The sequence below is a fragment of the Clostridium sp. UBA7791 genome, from assembly GCF_002480755.1.
GTDB lineage: Bacteria > Bacillota > Clostridia > Clostridiales > Clostridiaceae > Clostridium_J > Clostridium_J sulfidigenes.
Window position 1 is genome coordinate 326,855 of the sequence record NZ_DLCT01000005.1, and the last position, 22,546, is coordinate 349,400.

The window sequence follows — 22,546 nt, forward strand, 5'->3', positions numbered from 1 at the left end:
AATTTAACTGGGGATTTTTCTTATTTTAGTATCATTTATAGACTAAAGTGGTATTCTTGCAAGAACCATATGTTTATTTTTCATATTATATAACTGTTCCTTAGTGATTTCTTGAATAGTTGTAATCTTAGTTACATTGTGGATCATACCAACTCTAATTTTTGCATCTTCTAAGTCTCTTGCTAATAATGTTCCACAGTATCTAGCATCTTCAGTATCCACATTAAATAAGAATACATTTAATTTCTCTATTGGTACAACATCTTTCTTTAAAAATTCATCATCAAATTCAACTTCACTATCAAGAGAGATTAAACCTTCTCTAACTATAAGTTTATCCCACCCTTTATATTCACAAAGTCTACCCCATAGTCCTAAATTCATAATGCTTCTTACAGTAAGTTTTACCATCATAAAAATTCACTCCCTCTCAATTTTAACTCTCATATATTTTAATTATTATTGTACCATTATTTTGAAGATTATTCAATCAATTTACTGAATATTTAAATTATTTATAGTTTGTATACAATATTTATTGATTATACATTAATAAATATATTAAATTTATCAATAATTATGATTACCAATTTAAAAAGATTTATGTTATTAGATCTTTGTATATTTATTCTAAGGTTTGTAATGAATATTTTATAATAAGATTTTTATATATTATCAATAAACGAGTAAAATTAATTATATTAATATTAAAATTAATTATATTAATATAATACTTATTCAAAATTAATTTTTTGAATAATAATATTAATTATTTTCAATGTATATATTTACAATTAAAAGAATATGCCGTATAATTTTATTTAGGAGGTGGCAAGAATGTATAAGGCATTAACAAGATGTCCTGTTTGTTCAGGAAAATTGAATATAAAAAGGCTACAGTGTGATGAATGTAATACTGTAATTGAAAATAATTTTACTTTTTCAAAGTTTGAGAAGTTAAATCATGATCAATTAAGGTTTGTAGAAACCTTTTTACAATATAGAGGAAATATAAAAGATGTAGAGAAGGCATTAGGAATTTCTTATCCAACAGTAAGGGGTAAGTTAGATGAAATAAATGAAGTATTAGGGCTATCTAGTAAAAAACAGCATGAAATTGATAGAAAACATGTAATTACAAAGTTAGAAAATGGTGAGATAACTTCAGATGAAGCTATCGAACTTTTAAATAAAATATAAATTAGGGGGAGTAATCATGGAAGATAAGTTAAGAATTTTAAAAATGGTAGAGGAAGGAAAGCTTACAGGGGAGCAAGCAAGTAAACTTCTAGAAACCTTAGAAAAGAACGATGGAGATAAAGTAAAAGGCGAAGATGATGATGAATTCTTTAAAATACCAAAATCAACTAACGGGACTAGAATGCTTTATATAAGGATTAAATCTCACGATGGAGAAAATGTTAAAGTTACAATACCACTAGAGGTTATAAAAATAATGGCTTCTGCTGGTAGTAATGTAATTGAAAGTATGGACAAATATGATATCAAAATTGATATGATATTAGAAGCTATTGATAAAGGTGTTGTAGGACCAATTGTACAAGTAGATACAGATGAGGGAGATAAAATATTGATAGAAATAGCTTAAAATAATATATTAAGGGGATTTGAGTAAATGATTATCAATATAAAAGAACCAGGGGAAAATAAGAGTAAAAATATATGTATACCAAGGGTTTGTATTTCGCTAGGAATATTTGTACTACCTTTAGCATTAAAATCTATGTATAGGAAAAAAAATAATAGTAAAACCAAGGTAGCAATTAACAATAAAGAAATGAAGAACTTAAAAAAAGCAATTAAGTATCTTAATAAAAAATATAAAGGCTTAGTTCTTGTAGATATAAAAACCAATGAAGGAGAAAGTGTAAAAATAGTTATATAGATAATATATGTATGTATTTTAAAGAGATGATCAGTTTGATTAAAGTCATTATGTAAAACTACATAATGACTTTAATACCTTTAGATTCAGCCTGTTTTATGAAATCCTCTAAATTTACAATATAACAATTTTTTAAACTAATAGTTTTCAGTGTAGGTATATCAAAAAGTTTAGAATAATCTGATATGTAAGCGTAGGATAGATTCAAGGTTTTTAGATTATTTATAACTTCTATTCCATCTACAATTAAAGGACCTTCTAAACATAGAGAGAATTCCTCTACATTAGGAAAGTTTTTCAAAGTTGAAAGCTGAAAATCACTGCTAAAGCTAATGGTTAAGTTTTTTACCTTTGGGAATAATGGCAGACTATTTATAGAATCAGTTTTAGGATATATAAGTTTAAAAGTATCTATTTTATCAAATAAGGCTACTTCACTTAAGACATTTAAGTTGCATCTGTGTATACTTAAAGTCTTTAAATTATACAACTTAGTAATAGGTAAATAATCTAAAATTAATCCATCATCATTAATATCCAAGGTGTTTAAATTTTCAATGTATTCTAAGCCTTTTAGATTAGATACATTTTTTATTTTAAGTATATTTACATTTGAAAGTTCAGTTTTATTCAAAGAATTTAAAGAATATGAATTCATACCTATGGCTTTTTTTACAGTAGTATTAAGGTTAGAATCTTTTATAATTCTCTTAGAATATATGTAATAATTAATTGAAAAGAAAGTACATATAGATAAAATCACCATAATAATTTTTAGATATTTTTTACTATGGAATTCTTTTGTAACTTTGTAGATTATAGATATACCTAAAGATAATATAAGAATTATATGACTAGGTATGTATATGTATAATTTAAACAATAAATAATTTAAAATCATTGGAATGGTTATAATATAACTGATAATAATAAAATTAGAAGAGTGAAATTCATTAAAATTAGTGATGGTTATAATTACAGTTATACATAATAATACAATCCATGGCAAAGGAAATTTACCATCTAGGACTAATAGATTTGAAAAGAATATATTAAATATCATAAAAACAATGAGAAAACTTATAGAAATAATATACCAAACATTACATTTAGATTCTTTAGGATATAAAGTAATAATATTATTTTTTACATTAGTTTTATAAAAAAAGTTTTTCATTCCGTCCTCCTAGTATTAAGGGTTATAATGTTATACAAATATTATATTTTAAAAATAGTCATATGTAAACGTATAATAGACTCGAGAAAATGTAATATTTAACGGCAAATTTAGAGGATTTTATCATAAAAAATATTTAAAACAGAAAAATTTTTTAATATTTATTAATATAAATAAAAATACTGTAGAAAATAGTAGTTTAAGAGATAAATATTATAGTATAAATATAATATTCAATTAATTAATAAGTTTACATTTTAATTAATTGAATATTTATTGACTTTTATTTTTTAAAATAGTATATTGAAAATATGTACAATGAAGTACTTAAAGAGCAGTGAAGCTCCATAGGATTATTCCTATGGAGCTTTTTGTGGTTGTTTTTAGGGTAAATTTAATAATGAATTTTCTTTTAATAAACTTACTGCATAAATAGTTAATTAATTTTAAAGACTATATTGTAAATAAGATAGTCTTGAAAGGAGTTTAAGATGAACAATTTTAAAATTAAAACTCAGATTTATTTTGGTCAAGGAGCTTTAGAACGGTTAGAGGAAGTAGGAAATAAAAAAGTTTTTGTAGTTACAGATCCTTTCATGGTGAAATCAGGAATGATTAATAACATAACAGAAAAATTAAAAAGTGCTAACATAACTATATTTAGTGATATAGTTCCAGATCCACCTATAGAGCTTATAGTTCAAGGTATAGAAGAGCTTCAGAAAGTTAAGCCAGAAGTGTTGATTGCTCTAGGAGGAGGTTCTTCAATAGATGCAGCTAAAGCAATAATGGATTTTGCGAAGAAAATTACATCTGTCACAGATATGGAATTTATAGCTATCCCAACTACAAGCGGTACAGGTTCAGAGGTTACATCTTTCTCAGTAATAACAGATAAAACTAAGGGAACAAAGTATCCATTAGTTTCAGATGATCTATTACCAGATGTGGCTATATTAGATCCAGAACTAGTGAAAAGTGTACCTGGATCAATTACTGCAGATACAGGTATGGATGTAATAACCCATGCTCTTGAAGCTTATGTATCTACAAATGCTTCTGATTTTTCAGATGCTTTAGCTGAAAAAGCACTTATACTATCATTTAAATATCTTTTAAGAGCATATAGTAATGGTGAAGATATAGAAGCTAGAGAAAAAATGCATAATGCATCATGTCTTGCTGGAATTGCATTTAATTCAGCTTCTCTTGGATTAAATCATGGGATAGCCCATGTCCTAGGCGGCAAATTCCATGTACCTCATGGAAGAACTAATGCTTTATTATTACCTTATATAGTTGATTTTAATGCTGACATAGTAGGATATGAGAATAATGAGTTTTCTAGAGCTGCTATTAAATATGCTAACATAGCAAAATTATTAGGATTACCTTGTAGTAATGCTAGAGCAGGAGTTAGAAGTATTGTAAATGAAATTAAAAAATTACAAAAGGAAATGAATATGCCTACCACTTTAAAAGCTTGTGGTGTATCTATGGAAGAATTAGAAAAGCTTAAAGAAGAAATTGCAAACAGTGCATTATTAGATGCATGTACTGCAACTAACCCTAAAATACCTACTCCTCTTAATGTTATTGAAATTATCGGAAAAATTAAAGAATAACATCAAAAAATGGGTTGACAGTATAAAATTTTGAATATATAATCGAAATATACACAAAGTAGTGTAATGGTTTTAAGCAAAGGGGCTTCTTGAAAATATTATGTTTTCGAGGAGCCTTTATTATTTTTATAAAATTATAGATTTATTTAAGAATAGTTGTTAAAACACAGGTAATACTAAGACTAATAATTTATATGAAAATATTATTTTAGTGTTGTCTCTAAATGCAAAGGTAAGGTGAGTATATGAGTGACGATAAGCAAAGGATCATACAGGAGTTTGTTCCAGGAAAACAAGTAACCCTTGCACATATAATAGCAAATCCTACAGAAGAGCTTTATAAAAAGCTAGGTCTTGTAGCAAGCACTAGAGATGCTATTGGAATTTTAACTATAACTCCAAGTGAAGGTTCTATAATTGCTGCTGATGTAGCTACAAAAGCTGCTGGAGTTAATCTTGGATTTGTAGACAGATTTAGTGGTTCACTTGTTATAACAGGAGATATTAGTTCTGTAGAATCAGCATTAAAGGAAGTTACTTCTGTACTTGAAGGATTATTACAATTTACCTCTACAAAAATTACTAGAACCTAGGAGGTAACATGAAAAAAGTAATATTTATAGGAAAGACTGGAAGTGGAAAGACTACTTTGTGTCAAAAGATTCACGATTTAGATTTAGAATATAAGAAGACTCAATCGGTAGAAATTTATGATGAGTCTATAGATACTCCAGGAGAATATCTAGAAAATAGATCTTACTACAAAGCTTTGATAGTAACATCAGCAGATGCAGATGTAATTGCACTAGTATATGATTGTACTTCAGAAGAATCGTACATAGCACCAGGTTTTTGTAGTATGTTTGCTAAAGAATGTATTGGGATAGTGACAAAGATAGACATTGCTCAAAACAAAGATAGAATAAAATATGCTAAGGAAATCTTAAATGAGGCTGGAGTATCTAGAATATTTGAAGTAAATACTTTAGATGGAACTGGCATAGAGGAATTAATTAAATATTTAAGTTCATAATATAGAGGAGAATAATTAAATATGAGTAAAAAAATCATAATAGTCGACGATGAGCCTATTATTAGAATGGATATCAGAGATATCTTAGAAGCGGAGGGTTACAATGTAGTAGCAGAGGCTTCAGATGGGTTTAGTGCTGTAGAACTTTGTAAAGAGCATAAACCTGATTTAGTAATTATGGATATACAGATGCCTATACTTGATGGCATAGGAGCCAGTAAAAGAATTAGACTTGAGCATCTTGCAGGTGGAATACTTTTATTGACAGCCTTTAATGATACTGAATTTATAGAAAAGGCTAAAAGTGTAGGAGCATATGGATATCTGGTGAAACCTTTAGATGAAAAATCATTTATTCCAACAGTGGAAATGTGCTTAGCTAAAGTAGAAGAGTTTGAAGAGTTAGAAAATAACCTGGAGAAAGTTACATCAAAGTTAAACGAAAGAAAATTAATAGAAAAAGCAAAAGGTATACTTATGAAAGAATTAAATTCCGATGAAGAAGAAGCTTACAGATACATTAGAAAATTAAGTATGGATAGAAGATGCTCTATGATAGATATTGCAAAAACTTTAATAGTGGCTTATGAATAAGATAAAAGAATTATGTAATATTTATACTAATCTTACTGATGAAGATGTTAATAAAATCATAGAGGTTTCTAGCTCTATTGAGTTAATAGCTAATTTAGAGGAATGTGATGCTTTTATAGATGTGCCATCAAAAAATCCAGAAGAAGCTATAGTGGTTTCAGAAGGAAGAAAAAAAGAATCTATTTATACTAATTCTGTAGTAGGGAAAAAAGCTTTAAGAATTAATGAGCCTGGTGTAATAAGAACTCTAAAAACCGGTGAGGTTTTTAAAGGAGTAAGAGCTTTAACACAAGAAAATAGATTTGTAAGGCAAAAGGTATACCCGATTTATAATAAGGAAAAAATAATAGGAGTAATTATTGTTGAGGATGATATAAGTAATGAAATAAAAGAAGATTTTACTATTCCTAATGATGGCTCCAAAAGCAAAAGACAAAAGACACATCAGCTTATGAACTTGATAAATTCCAATAGATTGATAAATGATAACTTAGAATCTGCCATTTTAGTTTATGATGAAAATGGAATATTAAGAATTAAAAATAGAAAAGCTGATATGATTTACATAGGTAGGGGATATAATGAGCTTGAAGGAATGCATTATGATGACTTGTCCTTAGATAATACCCTATTTACTAATATTAATAAAATCTTAGAGATTACAGAAGATAATAAAGTAATAACAAAGGAAATAAAAGTTGGTAATTTTTATTATGGAATAAAAAGAATACTGATTAAGGAAGAAGACTTGAGAGTTATTGAAATAGTTCAAGATATAACAGATATAAAGAATAAGGAAGCTGAAATAATCTCTAAATCTGTTGCTATAAGAGAAATTCATCATAGAGTAAAGAATAACTTACAAACTGTAGCTTCACTTTTACGTATTCAAGGGAGAAGATGTGATAGTGAGGAAGCAAAGGTAAGTCTTCAAGAAAGTGTGAATAGGATTCTAGCTATTGCAGCAACTCATGAACTTCTATCTAAGGATATAAGTGATGAGGTAAAGATTATGAAGGTTATAAATGCTATAGTAGATAATGCTAAAAGATGTTTTTTAAACATTCAAAAGGAAATTAACATAGAAGTATCAGGTGATGATTTTTATATTGATACAGATAGAATTACTGCAATATCTCTTATAATTAATGAATTAATACAAAATTGTTATGATCATGCTTTTAATCATAGGGAATGTGGCACTATAAAAATTATTGTTACTGAGCAGGAAGAGTTTAGAGAAATATCAGTAGCTGACGATGGAGTTGGTTTTGATACTTCCATAAATAAATCTTCTAGCTTAGGAATGTCTATAGTAAAAAACTACGTATCTGATAAATTAAAAGGTGATATAGATATATTTTCTAATGATGAGGGAACTAGAATTAAATTTAGATTTCCTATAAAACTTGAATAAAATAGAACTACATTGAAGTAGTTTGATTTAAGCAAAGAGGCTTAAAGTTAAAAAAATTAATTTTCATAGTTATTTGAAAGATTAATTTGATAGCTTTAAGCCTTTTTATATTTGTATTTGGAGGTGATTTAATGAGAGAAGAACTTTTAAGTGTTGGAATTGATATTGGAACTAGTACAACTCAACTTGTATTTTCGAAACTAATCATAGAAAACACTGCTTCAAGTTTTTCAGTACCTAGAATATCAATAGTTGATAAAGAAGTAGTTTATAGAAGTGATGTTTATTTTACGCCACTTAAATCTATGACAGAAATTGATGCCGAGAAAGTTAAGGATATAGTATCTTTAGAATATAAAAAATCTGGTATCAATAAGGATGAAATACAAACAGGAGCTGTAATTATAACAGGTGAAACTGCTAGAAAAGAAAATGCCAACGAAGTACTGCATACTTTAAGTGGATTTGCAGGAGACTTTGTAGTTGCTACAGCAGGTCCAGATCTTGAAAGTATTATAGCAGCTAAAGGTGCAGGAGCTCACATTTACTCCAGTGAACATTCTACAAGTGTAGTTAATCTAGATATTGGTGGAGGAACTACAAATTTAGCTGTGTTTACTAGAGGAGATTTGAAGGAAACTGGATGTCTAGATATAGGTGGAAGACTTATAAAACTTGATAAAGACACAAATAATATAGTATATATAGCACCTAAAATACAAAATATTATAAATCAAAATAATTTTGATATAAAAGTTGGCTATAAAGCAACTAAAGAAATGTTGATTCCAGTTATTGATGAAATGGTAAAGCTTTTAGAGGAAAGCGTAGGAATTAGGACTCAAACATCTATCTTTGAAATGATAGTTACTAATAAGTCTATTGCCTTAAATGAGGAGATTAAGTGTATATCTTTTTCAGGCGGAGTAGCTGACTATGTATATAATGAATCTCCTATAGAAGATTATTTTAAGTATGGAGATATAGGAATACTTCTTGGAGAAGCTATTAAAAACTCAGACTTATGTAAAAAATTAAAATTGGCGAGAGCAATAGAAACTATAAGAGCAACAGTAGTGGGAGCTGGCTCTCACACTATGGATATTAGTGGAAGTACAATTACATATACCCATGACAACTTCCCTATAAAAAATTTACCAATTTTAAAGCTCAGTTTAGAAGATGAGAATAGAGGTTCTGAAGTTTTAGAAAAAGCTATATCAGAAAAAATTAACTGGTTTAAATATGAAAATGAACTTCAGAGTATTGCCATAGCCCTACATGGAAAGAAGAATCCTTCTTTTGCAGAAATACAAGATATGGCAAAGGGACTAGTAGGTGGGATGAAAGAACTGATTGATAGAAAGCTTCCACTTATTATAATTGTTGAAAATGATATGGCAAAGGTATTAGGTCAGGCTATTTACTCCCTTTTACATCTTGATAAGGACATAGTTTGTATAGATGGTATCAAGGTGGAAAATGGAGATTATATAGATATAGGAAAACCCGTAGCGGAAGGTAAAGTATTACCTGTAGTTATAAAAACATTAGTATTTAATTAACCGAGAGGAGGATTATCATGATTTTAAAAACTAAATTATTCGGAAAAGTATACCAGTTTAATTCAGTAATGGAAGTTATGGCAAAAGCAAACGAAGAAAAATCAGGAGATAACTTAGCAGGAATAGCTGCACAGTCAGCAGAGGAAAGGGTTGCAGCAAAAGTTGTACTTTCTAACCTTACATTGTCTGATTTAAGAAATAATCCTGCAGTACCTTATGAATTAGATGAGGTTACTAGAATAATACAAGATGACGTAAATGAAAAAATATATGCAGAAGTTAAAAATTGGACTGTAGCAGAATTTAGAGAGTGGCTACTAGATGATAATACTACAGGAGCAGATATAAGAAGAGTTTCAAGAGGAATAACATCAGAAATAGTGGCTGCTGTTGCAAAAATAATGTCTAATATGGATTTAGTATACGCAGCTAAGAAAATAAAAGTTACAGCACATTGTAATACAACTATAGGAGAACCCGGTACATTATCTGTTAGATTACAACCAAATCATCCAACAGATGATCCAGATGGAATACTTGCATCTTTAATGGAAGGATTAAGCTATGGTATTGGAGACGCAGTGCTTGGATTAAACCCAGTTGATGACTCTGTAGAGAGCGTAACAAAAGTCTTAAAGAGATTTAATGAATTTAAAGAAAAATGGCAAATACCAACTCAAACTTGTGTACTTGCGCACGTAACTACACAAATGGAAGCAATTAGAAAAGGTGCGCCAGCGGATCTTATATTCCAATCAATTGCTGGTTCTGAAAAAGGAAATGAAGCATTTGGATTTACTGCTGCAACAATAGAAGAAGCAAGACAACTTGCACTTAAAGAAGGAACTGCTACAGGTCCAAACGTAATGTATTTTGAAACTGGTCAAGGTTCAGAACTTTCTTCAGATGCACACCATGGTGCTGACCAAGTAACAATGGAAGCTAGATGCTATGGATTTGCTAAGAGATTCCAACCATTCTTAGTAAATACAGTTGTTGGATTCATAGGACCTGAGTACCTATATGATGCAAAACAAGTTATAAGAGCTGGTCTTGAAGACCACTTTATGGGTAAACTTTCAGGACTCCCAATGGGATGTGACGCTTGTTACACAAACCATATGAAAGCTGATCAAAATGATATAGAAAACTTAGCGGTATTACTTGCTACAGCAGGATGTACATACTTCATGGGAATTCCTCATGGTGATGACGTAATGCTTAACTATCAAACAACTGGATATCAAGAGACAGCTACATTAAGAGAGTTATTAGGAGTAAAACCTATTAAACCTTTTGAAGAGTGGATGGAAAAAATGGGAATTATAGAAAATGGCAAGTTAACCAGAAGAGCTGGCGACGCTTCAATATTTTTAGGATAAGGGGGGACTACTGATGAACGAACAAGAATTAAAATTAATGGTTGAAAAGTTATTAGGAGAAATGGTAGAAAAATCAGGTAGTACTGACATAGTAAATCAAGTAGCAAATAAAATGAGTGCTGTAATAGGTTCAGTAGATGAAAATGGATGTATTCCAGATATCACAGAAATTGACCTTAAAAAACAACTTTTAGTTGAAAACCCTCATGATAGAGAAGGATACCTAAAAATGAAGGAAAGAACTCCAGCAAGAATAGGTATTGGAAGATCAGGTCCAAGATACAAAACTATAACTCAATTAAGAGTTAGAGCTGACCATGCTGCTGCACAAGACTCTGTATTCTCTTATGTATCTGAAGACTTTATAAAAGAGAATAATTTAATACCAGTAAATACAATGTGTGTTGATAAAGATCAATATATAACTCGTCCTGACCTAGGAAGAAGATTTGACGAAGAAACTACTAAGTTTATAAAAGATAAGTTCTCAGGTCAAAAAGTGTTAGTAGTAGTTGGAGATGGACTTTCTTCTGCAGCTATTGAAGCTAACCTAAAAGATTCAGTTCCTTCAATTAAGCAAGGTTTAAAAATGTATGGAATTGAAATTGGAGATATATTATTCATTAAACATTGTAGAGTTGGAGCTATGGATGCCATTGGTGATGCAACAGGAGCAGAGGTTGTTTGTATGCTAGTAGGTGAAAGACCAGGTCTTGTTACTGCTGAATCAATGAGTGCTTATATAGCTTATAGACCAACAGCTAATATGCCAGAGGCTAACAGAACAGTTATATCAAACATCCATAAAGGTGGTACTACAGCAGTTGAAGCTGGAGCACATATAGCTGAACTTATAAAGACAATGCTTGATAAAAAAGCATCAGGAATAAATTTAAAAATATAATTTAGGGGGAATTTATTGTGATTAATGAAGCATTACGTCCAACCGTATTAAGCGTTAAAATAATTTCAAATGTAAGCCCAGAACTAGTTAAAAAATTAGAATTACAACCTCATCATAAAAGTTTAGGTATCATTACTGCTGATAGTGATGACGTAACTTACACTGCCCTTGATGAAGCTACAAAAGCTGCTGAAGTTGATGTAGTATATGCAAGATCAATGTATGCAGGTGCTGCTAATGCATCTACAAAACTTGCTGGTGAAGTTATTGGAATAATAGCTGGACCAAGTCCAGCAGAAGTAAGAAGTGGTTTAAATGCTACTATAGACTTCATGGAAAATGGATCACACTTTGTAAGTGCTAATGATGATAACTCTATAGCTTACTATGCACACTGTGTTTCAAGAACTGGAACTTATCTTTCAAAAGTAGCAGGAGTTAAAGAAGGAGAAGCAATAGCTTATCTAGTAGCTCCACCACTTGAAGCTATCTATGGATTAGATGCAGCTCTTAAGGCAGCAGATGTTGAAATGAAAGAATTCTTTGGACCTCCAACTGAAACAAACTATGGTGGTGGATTACTTACAGGTAGTCAATCAGCATGTAAGGCAGCATGTGACGCTTTTGCAGAAGCTGTCAAATCAGTTGCTCAACAACCAGTAAACTTTTAGGCGAAGGTTTAGTAAGTGAGTAAAGCATTAGGTCTAGTAGAAGTAAGAGGATACGTTGCAGCAGTAGAAGCTGCAGATTCTGCTCTAAAGGCTGCAAATGTTACTTTGATTGGACTAGAGAAAATAAAAGGTGGAATAACTACTATTAAAATTATTGGAGATGTAGGAGCGGTAAAGGCTGCAGTTGATGCAGCCAAGGCTTCTGTAGAAAGTTTAGGTACTTTTAGAACTGCTCATGTGATACCAAGAGTAGATTCACAAGTTGAAGGTTTATTCTTTGAAGGACATAAAAAACCACAAGAGGTACCTATAGAATCATCCAGTGAAAAAAGTGATACAAAAGATAAGGAAAAAACAGAAACTCCAGTTAATAAAAAAGAAGAGGCTTTAGTCAAGGAAAAAGTGGAAACTTCTGAAGTGGAAATTGTAGAAAAAGTTACAGAAGAAAAATTAGAAGCTAAAAAAGAAACCAAAGAAAAAAGTAAGGAAATAGAGCCTCAAATAAACAAAATAGAAGAAATTATAAAAAATGATTTCAAAGATCATATAGATTATAACTCTATGAAAGTAGAAGAGTTAAGAAGATTAGTTAGAACTTTAAAAATTCCGAATATGACAAATAAACAAATTAAATTTGCCAAAAAGGATGTACTTATTAAAACTATACTAGAATATAACAAAGCAGGTGAAAAATAATGGAACTTACAGATAAAGATTTAGCGTCTATACAAGAGGTTAGAAATCTAATTAAAACAGCTAAAGCTGCTCAAGCAAAATTGGCTAAAAAATCTCAGGATGAGATTGATAGAATAGTTAAGGCTATGGCTGAGGCTGCTGCAGCAAATGCAGAGAAGCTAGCTAAAATGGCAGTTGAAGAAACTGGATTTGGAATATGGCAGGACAAAGTAATTAAAAATATTTTTGGGTCTACATATATCTATGATTATATCAAGGATCTAAAAACTATTGGTATAGTTGCAGAAGATGAAGAGAAAAAAGTTATGGATGTTGCAGTACCTATGGGAGTAATTGCAGGATTAATTCCTTCAACTAATCCAACATCAACAACTATGTATAAAGCTCTTATATCATTAAAATGTGGAAACGCAATAGTATTTTCACCACATCCAAATGCTAAAAAAAGTATATTAGAAACAGTTAGAATTATTAATGAAGCAGCTGTAAAGGCTGGATGCCCAGAAGGAGTTATTGGATGCATTACAATTCCAACCCTTCAAGCTACAGATGAATTAATGAAAAATAAAGATACAGCTATGATACTTGCAACTGGTGGTTCAGCAATGGTTAGAGCAGCGTACTCTTCAGGTACACCGGCCCTTGGAGTTGGTCCAGGAAATGGTCCAGCATTTATTGATAAGAGTGCTGATATTAAAGTTGCAGTTAAGAGAATAATGGATTCTAAAACTTTTGATAATGGAACAATCTGTGCTTCTGAGCAATCAGTGATTATAGAAGAAGCTATTAAAGATAGAGTGGTGACTGAATTCAAAAATCAAGGAGCATATTTCTTAAGCCCAGAAGAAGCAAAACAACTTGGTAAATTTATAATGAGAGCTAATGGAAGTATGAATCCACAAATAGTTGGTAAGAGTGTAGAAACTATTGCAAAACTTGCTAATTTAACTAACGTACCTTCTTCAGCAAGAGTACTTATTGCTGAAGAAACAGAAGTAGGACACAATGTTCCATATTCAAGAGAAAAACTAGCTCCAATTCTAGGATTCTATGTTGAAAAGAGTGTAGATGATATAGAAGCTAAGTGTAGAGAAATACTTATTAATGAAGGCGCTGGTCACACATTCTCAATGCACTGTGAAGACAAGGAACTAGTAAAAAGATTTGCTCTTAGTATGCCGGTATCAAGAATACCAGTAAACACTCCAAGTACTTTAGGAGGAATAGGTGCTTCTCTAAATATAGTACCTGCTTTAACTTTAGGTTGTGGAGCTATTGGTGGAAGTGCAACATCTGATAATGTAGGACCACTTCACCTTGTAAATATCAAAAAAGTAGCTTATGGAGTTAGAGAAATTGAACATTTTAGAGGTGGAAGTAGCAATTCAGTTAATGGAAATAATAGTTCACTTTCATCTGCAGACACAGAAGAGCTTGTTAATTTACTTGTTAAGAAAATAATAAGTGAATTAAGATAATAAAATAAAATTTCAAAGTATATTGGTTAAATTTAAGGAGGAATTTATAATGGCAAACGCAAATGCATTAGGAATGATTGAAACTAAAGGATTAGTAGCAGCAATAGAAGCTGCAGACGCAATGGTTAAAGCTGCTAACGTACAACTAGTAGGAAAAGAACAAGTTGGTGGCGGTCTTGTAACTGTACTTGTAAGAGGAGATGTTGGAGCTGTTAAAGCTGCTACAGATGCTGGAGCAGCTGCTGCTGAAAGAGTTGGAGAATTAATATCAGTTCACGTAATCCCAAGACCACACTTTGAAGTAGATGCTGTTTTACCAAAAACACAGGAAACAGTTTAATTTAGGTTTGTGTAGAGATGTATTGCTAAAATAAGCAATACGTCTCTTACATCTAATGAGGGATGTGAAGATATGTCAGTATTAACTGAAAGTGAAGTTAGAAGACAGTTAAAGGGAACAGACTTTAAGGAATATACCGAATTTAGAGTTCTAAAAGGGCAAATAGTAACCCCATCTGCAAAATCATTTTTGTCAGAAAATAATATTAAATTGAAGTATGTAGATTCTTTAGAGGAAGTAGTGCATGAAGTAAAAAAGGTAAAAGAAGAAGTACCTGTAAAGTTACAAACGAGAGAAGAAAAAAGTAAATATATAACTGTATTTGGTGCTGAATTAATGGAAAAACCTGAGCATATGACACATTTAAATGGAAACTTATTAGTGTTTAAAGATCATAAGATAATAGCGCTGAGAGGAAAGTTAGATTCTCTTGAGTCTAAGATATTGGAAACTCAAGTTATTACTCATAAATTAGGAGCTTCAAAGCTAACAGAAGACCTTGAAGAGATATTAAAGTTTGTAAGAGGTCTCCTTAGATGTGAAGTAGTTAATGAACCAGTAGGAGAATTTAAACTTCTTGGTATGACTCCAGAAGAATTGAGAGAAAAATCTCATTATCCAAAGAAATATTATGGGATTGGTCATGAGCCAGTAGCGTTTTCTATGGGTGAGGCTGTTGTGGCATTAAATTCTTGTAGAACAACTATAAGAGAAACTGAACTTTTAGCTTATACCGCATTTAAAGGGGAGTATGGTGATGTTCAAAGGCCGGATATAATAAAGGCATTAAATAGATTATCATCCTTGTTTTGGATAATGATATTTAAATATAGAACTGGAGAATACAGTTAAAGCAGGAGGATGAAATATGAATAATCTTTTAGTAGAAGATATCATAGATGAAGTAATAAAGAGAGTAAAAAAAGAAGCTTTTATAGAAGTTGAAGCCTCAGGAAAACACGTTCACCTATGTGAAGAACATATAAACATATTATTTGGACGTGATTATCAGTTAAATAAGGTTAAAGACTTATCACAACCAGGTCAATATGCATGTAAAGAAAGAGTTACTATAACAGGACCTAAGGGTTCACTAAAGAATGTTGTTGTTCTTGGACCTGCAAGGAAATCTACACAAGTAGAAATTTCATTAACTGATGCAACAGTTCTTGGAATTAAGGCTCCTGTTAAAGAGAGTGGTAAAATAGAAGGTACTCCTGGAATTACAATTTCTACAGAACGAGCTACTCTTACAATAGATAAAGGAGTAATTGTTGCTAAAAGGCACATACACATAACTCCAGAAGATGCAGAGAAGTTTGGTGTGAAAGATAAAGAAATCATTCAAGCAAAGGTTTATGGTAATAGACCCCTAATATTTGATGATGTTGTCATAAGAGTAAGCCCAGACTTTAGAACATATATGCATATAGACTATGATGAGGCTAATGCTTGTGGATTTACGAAGGGAACTCTTTGTAGAATAGTTAAGTAGGCCTCAAAAAGGAGGTATATAAATGAACTATGATAAACTTGTGGACTTAATAGTAAAAGAAGTTTATAAAAAGTTAGAAGAAACAAATAAAAATATTGTAAAACATAAGATAGCTGTAATAATTGGAGATGTAGAGTTGGATCCTATTACTAAATCTAATTTAGATGAAGAATATACTGTGACTTCATATAATGAAGAACAAATAGAAGCTGACATAGCCATAGTTTCTACACTATCTATAAAGTCCATGGCAAATATAGCTACACTAACTGGTATTAATGAAGAAGAAAACTTTATCATTAATATGCTATTAGCAGGTAAGAAGGTATATGTCCTTGAAAATGGTCTAGAGTATAGAAAGTATAAAAATACTGCTCCAAGAGCACTATATAATAAGTATTTAAGCTTTGAAAGAGAGCTTAAAGTTTATGGAATTGATATAGTTGAGTTTATTGAAAAAGTTGAAGATAAAACCACAAGAAAAGAAGAGTATAAAAAAGTTGAAGATATTAGTATATTAGAAACTTCAAATTTTATATCAGAAGAGATGAGCTTCGAAATTAGAAATAAGAAACTTATTAGTGAGATGGATCTTAGGAAGCCATTTATGAATGGAATGAAATCTGTGGTAATAGATAAAAAAAGCATAATCACTCCATTGGCTAACGACTTTATAAGAATTCATAATCTGAAAGTTAAAAGAGTTTAGCGGAGGATAATATGGTTATAGGTAGAGTTGTTGGTAGATTATGGGCAACTAGAAAAGATGAAAAGCTAAATGGTCAAAAGTTTTTAATAGTGAGGCTACTTAAAGATATAGATGTAGAAGAAACAGGCTTTTTTGTAGCAGCGGATAGTGTAGGTGCAGGTACTGGAGACAATGTACTTATAACTAGAGGTGGTGCAGCTAGAGTATCACTAGGAGAAAGAGATGTACCTGTGGATGCAACTATAATAGGAATAATTGATTCAATAGAGGTGGAAAATGAGTAAAAGTATTGGAGCAATTGATTTTAAAAGTATAGCTAAAGGCATTGAAGTTGCAGATGAAATGGTGAAAAAAGCTGATGTTGATGTACTATATATTAAAACTATATGTCCTGGAAGGTTTTTAGTGATATTAACAGGAGATGAAGGTGCTATAAGAACAACCCTTGACCACGGGATTTTCTCTGGTCAGGGGCATATAATAGATAGTTGTATTATAAATAGTGTCCATAATAATATTATACAAGCTTTGAAAAGTAGGTTTGTAACTAAGGCTAATGGGGCCATAGGAGTAATGGAGACCAATAGCGTAAGTAGTGGTCTTAAAGCGTTAGATATTGCTCTTAAGGGAGCCAATTTAAATTTAGTAAAACTACAAGTAGCATCTGGAATAAGTGGTAAACTTGTTTATATTATTTCTGGTGGGCTTAGTGATGTAGAGCATGGAATAAATATAGCTAAAGAAGCTATAGAAGAAAAACGAATTGTTCATGCATCAGTAATACCTTCGCCAGATGAACTTATCATTAAGTATTTAACATAAAAGCTTAAACTTTAGTTTACACAGTTAACAGTATAAATAAATTGAATAAATAAAGAATTAACTTATTAAGGAGATGAAACAATGGGAATTAACGAGATAATCGTATATATCATGGTTGTATTTATGGCCCTTGGAGCCATAGATAAGTGTTTAGGAAATAAGTTTGGACTGGGAGAAAAGTTCGAAGAAGGTTTCATGGCTATGGGTTCTCTTGCAATTGCAATGATAGGAGTTATCTGTCTTGCACCAGTACTTGCAAATATATTAGAACCAGTAATAGTACCAGTATTTAATTTCTTAGGAGCAGACCCCGGTATGTTTGGAGGTACATTACTTGCAAACGATATGGGAGGAGCTTCGCTTTCTAAAGCTCTTGCAGTAGATTCTCAAGCAGGAATGTTTGGCGGATTAATAGTTGGTTCAATGATGGGTGTTACTATAGTATTTACAATTCCAGTTGCCCTTGGAATAATAGAAAAAGAAGATCATAAATTCTTAGCTATGGGAGTATTAGCAGGGGTTATTACAATTCCATTAGGAGCTTTTGTTGGTGGTCTTGTAGCTGGATTCCCAATAATTATGGTACTAAAAAACTTAATTCCAATAGTAATAATTGCAGCACTTATAGCTTTAGGACTTTGGAAATTTGAAAATGCAATAATTAAAGGATTTACAGTTTTCGGGAAGTTTGTAGTAATAGTTATAACTTTAGGATTAGCAGCGGCTGTAATTGAAGCATTAACAGGAATTGTTGTAATTCCAGGAATGGCACCAATTTCTGATGGTATTGAAACTGTTGGAGCAATAGCAATAGTTCTTGCTGGAGCATTCCCACTAGTATATGTAATTACGAAAGTATTCCAAAAACCATTAATGGGATTAGGTAAAGTTTTAAAAATGAATGATATAGCAGCTGCTGGTATGGTTGCAACGCTTGCTAATAGTATTCCAATGTTCGGAATGATGAAGGATATGGATAACAGAGGTAAAATAATTAACGTTGCTTTTGCAGTATCTGCAGCCTTTGTATTTGGAGATCACTTAGGATTTACAGCAGGATTTAATTCAGAAATGATATTACCAATGATAGTTGGTAAATTAGTTGCAGGAATTACAGCAGTATTTGTAGCTATATTTATTGCAAACAATGCAGCTAAAAAGGAGGAGGCTAAATAATGATGGAAAATATCGATAAAAGCTTATTAGAAAAATTAGTTAGACAAATAATAGAAGAAAAACTTACAGGAGCTTCTAATGATTCTGTAGATTTTGTAAGAAATAAAGATGTAAGTGGAATTATCTCTGTTAAACTACCAACAGTTAGAGTAGATGAGTCAAATAGACTTGATACTGGAAATAGCAGTGATATAGTATATACAAAAGATTTATTCACTCTTGAGGAAAGTAAAAGATTAGGTTGTGGAATAATGGAGATGAAAGAAACAACCTTCGATTGGACTTTAAACTATGATGAAATAGATTATGTTATAGAAGGACATCTAGACATAGTAATAGATGGAAGACTTGTATCTGCAGATGCTGGAGAATTAATTTTAATACCAAAAGGAAGCACAATTAAATTCTCAGTTCCAAACTATGCTAGATTCATATATGTAACATATCCAGCAGATTGGGCAACTCAAAACTAATAAATTAATTAACATACCAATACAGACTATATCCAAATTTTATTTAGATATAGTCTGTATTTTTAGTTTAAATATAAACTAATAGAATATTAAATATTCTATTACTGTAATTTCTATCTGAGCTTATTATTAATATAGATGACTATGTTGAATTTTATGTCTACCATTAACTTTAATATGAATAATTATTGTTATTATGCTACTTAATAATAGAAAGGCATAAAAACTAATTACACGGCTTAATAGCATTGCAGAGAGCAATAATTCTTTTGAAAAGAATATTTTAAATAATATCATAAAGCTACTTTCACTGGCACCTACTGCACCAGGCAAAGGCAAAGAAGAGACTGCTATAGTTAATAAGGCTTGTATAGAAAGTACATCTATAATGCCATAAGTACTTAATCCAAAAGATTTATATATGAAATATGGAACTAAATACATGGCTGTGATTTGTAAAACTGTAACTATTAAAACCTTAACAATTAGTAAAGGATTATTTTTGATATAATTAGCACCATGAGTATATTCATCAAGGTGAACATCAATTTTAGATAGAGTATACTCTGTATTTTTTATAACTTTAAATTTTGATAAGAGTTCAACAATAAATTTAATAAATTTACCAACTAAATTTTTAGAAAATATAGCTGCAAATATAAAACCTATTATAAATACATTTATCATAACTCCGTAAATTAACAACCATTTAATGCCATGTATATTATTTATTATAAAAGTATATTTAAAAAGATACATAAGTAGTCCATATAAAAGCATTACTGATTGATAGACTATGGCAACTATTAACAAAGTTAAAGAAGAATAGGATATATTTATATTATCCTTTTTCATATAGTATACTTGTGCTGGCTGACCACCAGATGATGAAGGAGTAATAGCACTAAAGTAAAATCCAATAAAGGAATAACCAATACATTTTTTAAAAGGTACTTTTATATTTAAATTTTTAAGTATAATATAAATAACATAAGCTTCAAAAATTATAAATAGACACATCATAGAAAATGCTATGAATAAGTAAATAGGATTAATTGTGTTTATTACAGGGATTAGTGAAGTTATCGAAGTATCTTTAAAAAGTAAGTAAAAAGTAATAGCAATGAGTAAGAACATAAAAATTAAACTTCCATAGTAGTTTTTAAACTTGTCTTTTTTTATAGATTTTTGCACAATTAATGTCCTAACCTTTCTGGTGTTATAAATTTATAACCTACTAATTTTAACTTAGGTAAAACTGTAGATAATGCTTCAATGGTTTTAAGAGGAGCATTGGAGGCACCCCCTGAATTCTCTCCTGCATCATGTAGACATATAATAGAATTTCTATCAGTGCGTAGTATTAACTTTGAAGATATAGAATCTACTGTAGCATATTTACTCCAATCTTCTGCCATAACATCCCATAAAATCATTTTTAAATTATACTGTTTAACAAAAAAGTTTGTAAAGATATTACTATGTCCCCAAGGAGGTCTATAATAGTTGATTTGATAATTGAAGTTTTTCATGATTTCTATACTATTTTTAAAATCTTTTTTCGTATATTTATAGCTATAAAAGAGAGCATTTTTATGGGCTAAAGAATGTAGTGCTATAGTGTGCCCTTCTTTATGCATACGATAGATTATTTCAGGATTATTCTTAGCATTCTCTGCAACAACAAAGAAAGTAGCTTTAATTTTATTTTCTTTAAGCACATCTAAAAGATTATTAGTATATCTTTCATCAGGGCCATCATCAAAAGTTAGCATTATTTCATTATCTTTATTAGTGAGTTTAATAATATTTGAATTTATATATTTGTTGTATAAAGTTGGTATAATTGAATGAATTAGAAAAATAATTATAATAATAGCTGTTAAAGTAGTAAAGTACATTAAGCACACGCTCCATCCATATTAGCTTCTAAAGTAAGTAATACTTTTTCAATTGATGTACAATCAAATTGTTTTTTTAAAATTTTTATATTATTAGAAAGATTATCTAGTATTGCATCATCAAAAATAATTTTTTTTATTTTATCAAAACATTTATCAGGACTTGTCTCAAGAACCTTTCCAATACCATTATTTAATATAAAGTTAGTATTATTAATTTCTTGTTGAAGAAAAGGCTTAAAGGCAATTAAAGGTGTTTCTGAGAAAATACTTTCAAATAAAGTTATTCCACCAGGTTTAGAAAGTATTAAATCTGCTTTTTGCATATATTTATAAACCTCATCAGTATATCCAAGTACATTAATATTTTCATATTTTCCATAAAGCATATTATAGATTTCAGTATTTTTTCCTGTAATAACTGTAGTCTTTACATTTTCTAAAGAATTAAGCTGGTTATAAAATTCCATAGACTTGGGTAATAGCCCTAATCCACCGCCCATAATAAGGAGCTGTTTTTCATTAGAAGAACTATTAGTTATAGATTTTTTAAATTCCTCTTTTACTGGTATTCCATTAATAAATATTTTGTTTTCAGGAACACCTTTTAAAATTAAATCCTTTTTTAAAGAGTTACTTCCAACTAAATAACAATTAGTATTATCATTAAGCCACTCTGAATGACTACTAATATCCGTTATGCAAGTTATAAGCGGAAGAGATGGATTATATTTCATCTTATATCTTGATATTAGTTGAGAGCAAAAGGGTAGAGTAGAAATAATAATATTAGGTTCTACATCTTTAATTAGGTTATCAAGCTTAGGAAGAAAGTATTTTAAAAACATAGGATTCATATTATATTTTCTATTTTCCGTAATTTTATAAACTTGATTATAAAACACACTACCTTTGTTCACCATAACATTAAAAGCCTTATAAAGTGCATTGGAATAATTTGGTAACGAATATTCAAAAACATCCTTTATAACTACTGATGCATTAGGATGATTAGACTGAATTTGTTCACATAAAGATTTAGATACTGAATAATGGCCCATACCAAATTTTCCTGTAAGAATTAATATTTTCATATTTTAAACCCCCCATTAATTCTACATAATTTTTACTATGGTTTTATTTTACATGGTAAATCTTAAGAAATACCTTTAATAAATCTTA

Annotated in this window: 27 protein-coding genes; 22 read left to right on the forward strand and 5 right to left on the reverse strand. The window is 30.2% G+C overall.

Annotated features, from left to right (window positions below):
- Positions 1-42 precede the first annotated feature (42 nt).
- A complete protein-coding gene (locus B3Z56_RS07010; RefSeq protein WP_035130245.1) occupies positions 43-414 on the reverse strand; it encodes a hypothetical protein in 372 nt (123 codons plus the stop codon).
- 423 nt (positions 415-837) lie between these two features.
- Here B3Z56_RS07010 and B3Z56_RS07015 point away from each other — a divergent pair, with 423 nt between their 5' ends.
- Genes B3Z56_RS07015 through B3Z56_RS07025 form a run of 3 tightly spaced genes read left to right on the forward strand, consistent with a single transcriptional unit; the run spans position 838 to position 1,906 of the window.
- Complete coding sequence (locus B3Z56_RS07015) at positions 838-1,200, forward strand: DUF2089 domain-containing protein (protein WP_035130549.1); 363 nt, start codon at positions 838-840, stop codon at positions 1,198-1,200.
- Between the two features lie 16 nt (positions 1,201-1,216).
- A complete protein-coding gene (locus tag B3Z56_RS07020) occupies positions 1,217-1,609 on the forward strand; it encodes an SHOCT-like domain-containing protein (RefSeq protein WP_035130552.1) in 393 nt (130 codons plus the stop codon).
- Between the two features lie 27 nt (positions 1,610-1,636).
- Positions 1,637-1,906: a hypothetical protein gene (locus B3Z56_RS07025; protein ID WP_346847395.1), complete on the forward strand. Its 270-nt coding sequence runs from the start codon at positions 1,637-1,639 to the stop codon at positions 1,904-1,906.
- Positions 1,907-1,964: 58 nt separating this feature from the next.
- Here the strand turns inward: B3Z56_RS07025 and B3Z56_RS07030 are convergent, their stop codons facing one another.
- Positions 1,965-3,083, reverse strand: a complete 1,119-nt coding sequence (locus B3Z56_RS07030; protein ID WP_346878517.1) for a hypothetical protein — start codon at positions 3,081-3,083, stop codon at positions 1,965-1,967.
- 491 nt (positions 3,084-3,574) lie between these two features.
- Here B3Z56_RS07030 and B3Z56_RS07035 point away from each other — a divergent pair, with 491 nt between their 5' ends.
- The 19 genes from B3Z56_RS07035 (at position 3,575) to B3Z56_RS07125 (ending at position 19,463) form a co-directional block, all read left to right on the forward strand.
- Positions 3,575-4,708, forward strand: coding sequence for a 1-propanol dehydrogenase PduQ (locus tag B3Z56_RS07035; RefSeq protein WP_346847397.1), 1,134 nt, complete (start codon positions 3,575-3,577; stop codon positions 4,706-4,708).
- Between the two features lie 245 nt (positions 4,709-4,953).
- Positions 4,954-5,301 (forward strand): ethanolamine utilization microcompartment protein EutS, encoded by a 348-nt coding sequence (eutS, locus tag B3Z56_RS07040; protein WP_035130564.1) that lies wholly within the window; start codon positions 4,954-4,956, stop codon positions 5,299-5,301.
- An 8-nt stretch (positions 5,302-5,309) separates the two neighbouring features.
- Positions 5,310-5,741, forward strand: coding sequence for a EutP/PduV family microcompartment system protein (locus B3Z56_RS07045; protein WP_035130567.1), 432 nt, complete (start codon positions 5,310-5,312; stop codon positions 5,739-5,741).
- 21 nt (positions 5,742-5,762) lie between these two features.
- Complete coding sequence (locus tag B3Z56_RS07050; protein ID WP_035130570.1) at positions 5,763-6,335, forward strand: ANTAR domain-containing response regulator; 573 nt, start codon at positions 5,763-5,765, stop codon at positions 6,333-6,335.
- Complete coding sequence (locus B3Z56_RS07055; RefSeq protein WP_346878518.1) at positions 6,328-7,752, forward strand: sensor histidine kinase; 1,425 nt, start codon at positions 6,328-6,330, stop codon at positions 7,750-7,752. Before B3Z56_RS07050 ends, B3Z56_RS07055 begins: the two co-directional genes overlap by 8 nt.
- Before the next feature lie 131 nt (positions 7,753-7,883).
- Positions 7,884-9,317, forward strand: a complete 1,434-nt coding sequence (gene eutA / locus B3Z56_RS07060) for an ethanolamine ammonia-lyase reactivating factor EutA (RefSeq protein ID WP_346847398.1) — start codon at positions 7,884-7,886, stop codon at positions 9,315-9,317.
- Positions 9,318-9,334: 17 nt separating this feature from the next.
- Positions 9,335-10,699 carry an ethanolamine ammonia-lyase subunit EutB gene (locus tag B3Z56_RS07065; RefSeq protein ID WP_346847399.1) on the forward strand — a complete coding sequence of 455 codons (1,365 nt, stop codon included), beginning with the start codon at positions 9,335-9,337 and terminating at the stop codon, positions 10,697-10,699.
- Positions 10,700-10,712: 13 nt separating this feature from the next.
- Entirely contained in the window at positions 10,713-11,603 is an 891-nt protein-coding gene (eutC, locus tag B3Z56_RS07070; protein WP_346877288.1) for an ethanolamine ammonia-lyase subunit EutC, read from the forward strand.
- Between the two features lie 17 nt (positions 11,604-11,620).
- Entirely contained in the window at positions 11,621-12,274 is a 654-nt protein-coding gene (gene eutL / locus B3Z56_RS07075; protein ID WP_035130583.1) for an ethanolamine utilization microcompartment protein EutL, read from the forward strand.
- Positions 12,275-12,289: 15 nt separating this feature from the next.
- Positions 12,290-12,970, forward strand: coding sequence for a BMC domain-containing protein (locus B3Z56_RS07080; RefSeq protein WP_346878519.1), 681 nt, complete (start codon positions 12,290-12,292; stop codon positions 12,968-12,970).
- Positions 12,970-14,448, forward strand: a complete 1,479-nt coding sequence (locus B3Z56_RS07085) for an acetaldehyde dehydrogenase (acetylating) (protein WP_346847402.1) — start codon at positions 12,970-12,972, stop codon at positions 14,446-14,448. The genes B3Z56_RS07080 and B3Z56_RS07085 overlap by 1 nt, the downstream gene beginning before the upstream one ends.
- Before the next feature lie 49 nt (positions 14,449-14,497).
- Complete coding sequence (gene eutM / locus B3Z56_RS07090; RefSeq protein ID WP_035130585.1) at positions 14,498-14,788, forward strand: ethanolamine utilization microcompartment protein EutM; 291 nt, start codon at positions 14,498-14,500, stop codon at positions 14,786-14,788.
- A 72-nt stretch (positions 14,789-14,860) separates the two neighbouring features.
- The gene (locus B3Z56_RS07095; protein ID WP_035130586.1) at positions 14,861-15,640 is read left to right on the forward strand and encodes an ethanolamine utilization cobalamin adenosyltransferase; all 780 of its coding nucleotides are present in this window, start codon (positions 14,861-14,863) and stop codon (positions 15,638-15,640) included.
- Positions 15,641-15,656: 16 nt separating this feature from the next.
- Positions 15,657-16,283 carry an ethanolamine utilization phosphate acetyltransferase EutD gene (eutD, locus tag B3Z56_RS07100; protein ID WP_150846124.1) on the forward strand — a complete coding sequence of 209 codons (627 nt, stop codon included), beginning with the start codon at positions 15,657-15,659 and terminating at the stop codon, positions 16,281-16,283.
- Positions 16,284-16,305: 22 nt separating this feature from the next.
- Complete coding sequence (locus tag B3Z56_RS07105) at positions 16,306-16,992, forward strand: TIGR02536 family ethanolamine utilization protein (protein ID WP_035130591.1); 687 nt, start codon at positions 16,306-16,308, stop codon at positions 16,990-16,992.
- 11 nt (positions 16,993-17,003) lie between these two features.
- On the forward strand, positions 17,004-17,276 hold the full coding sequence (locus B3Z56_RS07110; RefSeq protein ID WP_035130595.1) for a EutN/CcmL family microcompartment protein: 273 nt from the start codon (positions 17,004-17,006) through the stop codon (positions 17,274-17,276).
- Entirely contained in the window at positions 17,269-17,814 is a 546-nt protein-coding gene (locus tag B3Z56_RS07115; RefSeq protein ID WP_346847404.1) for a BMC domain-containing protein, read from the forward strand. The genes B3Z56_RS07110 and B3Z56_RS07115 overlap by 8 nt, the downstream gene beginning before the upstream one ends.
- An 81-nt stretch (positions 17,815-17,895) precedes the next feature.
- Complete coding sequence (gene eutH / locus B3Z56_RS07120; protein WP_035130598.1) at positions 17,896-18,990, forward strand: ethanolamine utilization protein EutH; 1,095 nt, start codon at positions 17,896-17,898, stop codon at positions 18,988-18,990.
- Positions 18,991-18,992: 2 nt separating this feature from the next.
- On the forward strand, positions 18,993-19,463 hold the full coding sequence (locus tag B3Z56_RS07125) for a cupin domain-containing protein (protein WP_346847434.1): 471 nt from the start codon (positions 18,993-18,995) through the stop codon (positions 19,461-19,463).
- A 129-nt stretch (positions 19,464-19,592) separates the two neighbouring features.
- On the opposite strand, the gene B3Z56_RS07130 is transcribed toward B3Z56_RS07125, so the two are convergent.
- The 3 genes from B3Z56_RS07130 to B3Z56_RS07140 are packed head-to-tail and all read right to left on the reverse strand — an operon-like array spanning position 19,593 to position 22,458.
- On the reverse strand, positions 19,593-20,657 hold the full coding sequence (locus B3Z56_RS07130; RefSeq protein WP_346878520.1) for a lysylphosphatidylglycerol synthase transmembrane domain-containing protein: 1,065 nt from the start codon (positions 20,655-20,657) through the stop codon (positions 19,593-19,595).
- A gap of 2 nt (positions 20,658-20,659) precedes the next feature.
- Positions 20,660-21,364, reverse strand: coding sequence for a polysaccharide deacetylase family protein (locus tag B3Z56_RS07135; RefSeq protein ID WP_346847406.1), 705 nt, complete (start codon positions 21,362-21,364; stop codon positions 20,660-20,662).
- Positions 21,364-22,458, reverse strand: a complete 1,095-nt coding sequence (locus B3Z56_RS07140; RefSeq protein ID WP_346847407.1) for an MGDG synthase family glycosyltransferase — start codon at positions 22,456-22,458, stop codon at positions 21,364-21,366. Before B3Z56_RS07140 ends, B3Z56_RS07135 begins: the two co-directional genes overlap by 1 nt.
- Positions 22,459-22,546 lie beyond the last annotated feature (88 nt).

Excerpts from the sequence above, each read along its gene's own strand:
- B3Z56_RS07115 (WP_346847404.1), top strand. The coding sequence starts at position 17,269 with ATGAGTAAAAGTATTGGAGCAATTGATTTTAAAAGTATAGCTAAAGGC.
- B3Z56_RS07065 (WP_346847399.1), top strand. The coding sequence starts at position 9,335 with ATGATTTTAAAAACTAAATTATTCGGAAAAGTATACCAGTTTAATTCA.
- B3Z56_RS07135 (WP_346847406.1), bottom strand. The coding sequence starts at position 21,364 with ATGTACTTTACTACTTTAACAGCTATTATTATAATTATTTTTCTAATT.
- B3Z56_RS07050 (WP_035130570.1), top strand. The coding sequence starts at position 5,763 with ATGAGTAAAAAAATCATAATAGTCGACGATGAGCCTATTATTAGAATG.
- eutH (WP_035130598.1), top strand. The coding sequence starts at position 17,896 with ATGGGAATTAACGAGATAATCGTATATATCATGGTTGTATTTATGGCC.
- B3Z56_RS07025 (WP_346847395.1), top strand. The coding sequence starts at position 1,637 with ATGATTATCAATATAAAAGAACCAGGGGAAAATAAGAGTAAAAATATA.
- B3Z56_RS07035 (WP_346847397.1), top strand. The coding sequence starts at position 3,575 with ATGAACAATTTTAAAATTAAAACTCAGATTTATTTTGGTCAAGGAGCT.
- B3Z56_RS07015 (WP_035130549.1), top strand. The coding sequence starts at position 838 with ATGTATAAGGCATTAACAAGATGTCCTGTTTGTTCAGGAAAATTGAAT.
- B3Z56_RS07095 (WP_035130586.1), top strand. The coding sequence starts at position 14,861 with ATGTCAGTATTAACTGAAAGTGAAGTTAGAAGACAGTTAAAGGGAACA.
- eutM (WP_035130585.1), top strand. The coding sequence starts at position 14,498 with ATGGCAAACGCAAATGCATTAGGAATGATTGAAACTAAAGGATTAGTA.
- eutD (WP_150846124.1), top strand. The coding sequence starts at position 15,657 with ATGAATAATCTTTTAGTAGAAGATATCATAGATGAAGTAATAAAGAGA.
- eutC (WP_346877288.1), top strand. The coding sequence starts at position 10,713 with ATGAACGAACAAGAATTAAAATTAATGGTTGAAAAGTTATTAGGAGAA.
- B3Z56_RS07105 (WP_035130591.1), top strand. The coding sequence starts at position 16,306 with ATGAACTATGATAAACTTGTGGACTTAATAGTAAAAGAAGTTTATAAA.
- B3Z56_RS07140 (WP_346847407.1), bottom strand. The coding sequence starts at position 22,458 with ATGAAAATATTAATTCTTACAGGAAAATTTGGTATGGGCCATTATTCA.
- B3Z56_RS07020 (WP_035130552.1), top strand. The coding sequence starts at position 1,217 with ATGGAAGATAAGTTAAGAATTTTAAAAATGGTAGAGGAAGGAAAGCTT.
- eutS (WP_035130564.1), top strand. The coding sequence starts at position 4,954 with ATGAGTGACGATAAGCAAAGGATCATACAGGAGTTTGTTCCAGGAAAA.
- B3Z56_RS07010 (WP_035130245.1), bottom strand. The coding sequence starts at position 414 with ATGATGGTAAAACTTACTGTAAGAAGCATTATGAATTTAGGACTATGG.
- B3Z56_RS07055 (WP_346878518.1), top strand. The coding sequence starts at position 6,328 with ATGAATAAGATAAAAGAATTATGTAATATTTATACTAATCTTACTGAT.
- B3Z56_RS07085 (WP_346847402.1), top strand. The coding sequence starts at position 12,970 with ATGGAACTTACAGATAAAGATTTAGCGTCTATACAAGAGGTTAGAAAT.
- B3Z56_RS07045 (WP_035130567.1), top strand. The coding sequence starts at position 5,310 with ATGAAAAAAGTAATATTTATAGGAAAGACTGGAAGTGGAAAGACTACT.
- B3Z56_RS07125 (WP_346847434.1), top strand. The coding sequence starts at position 18,993 with ATGGAAAATATCGATAAAAGCTTATTAGAAAAATTAGTTAGACAAATA.
- eutA (WP_346847398.1), top strand. The coding sequence starts at position 7,884 with ATGAGAGAAGAACTTTTAAGTGTTGGAATTGATATTGGAACTAGTACA.
- B3Z56_RS07110 (WP_035130595.1), top strand. The coding sequence starts at position 17,004 with ATGGTTATAGGTAGAGTTGTTGGTAGATTATGGGCAACTAGAAAAGAT.
- B3Z56_RS07030 (WP_346878517.1), bottom strand. The coding sequence starts at position 3,083 with ATGAAAAACTTTTTTTATAAAACTAATGTAAAAAATAATATTATTACT.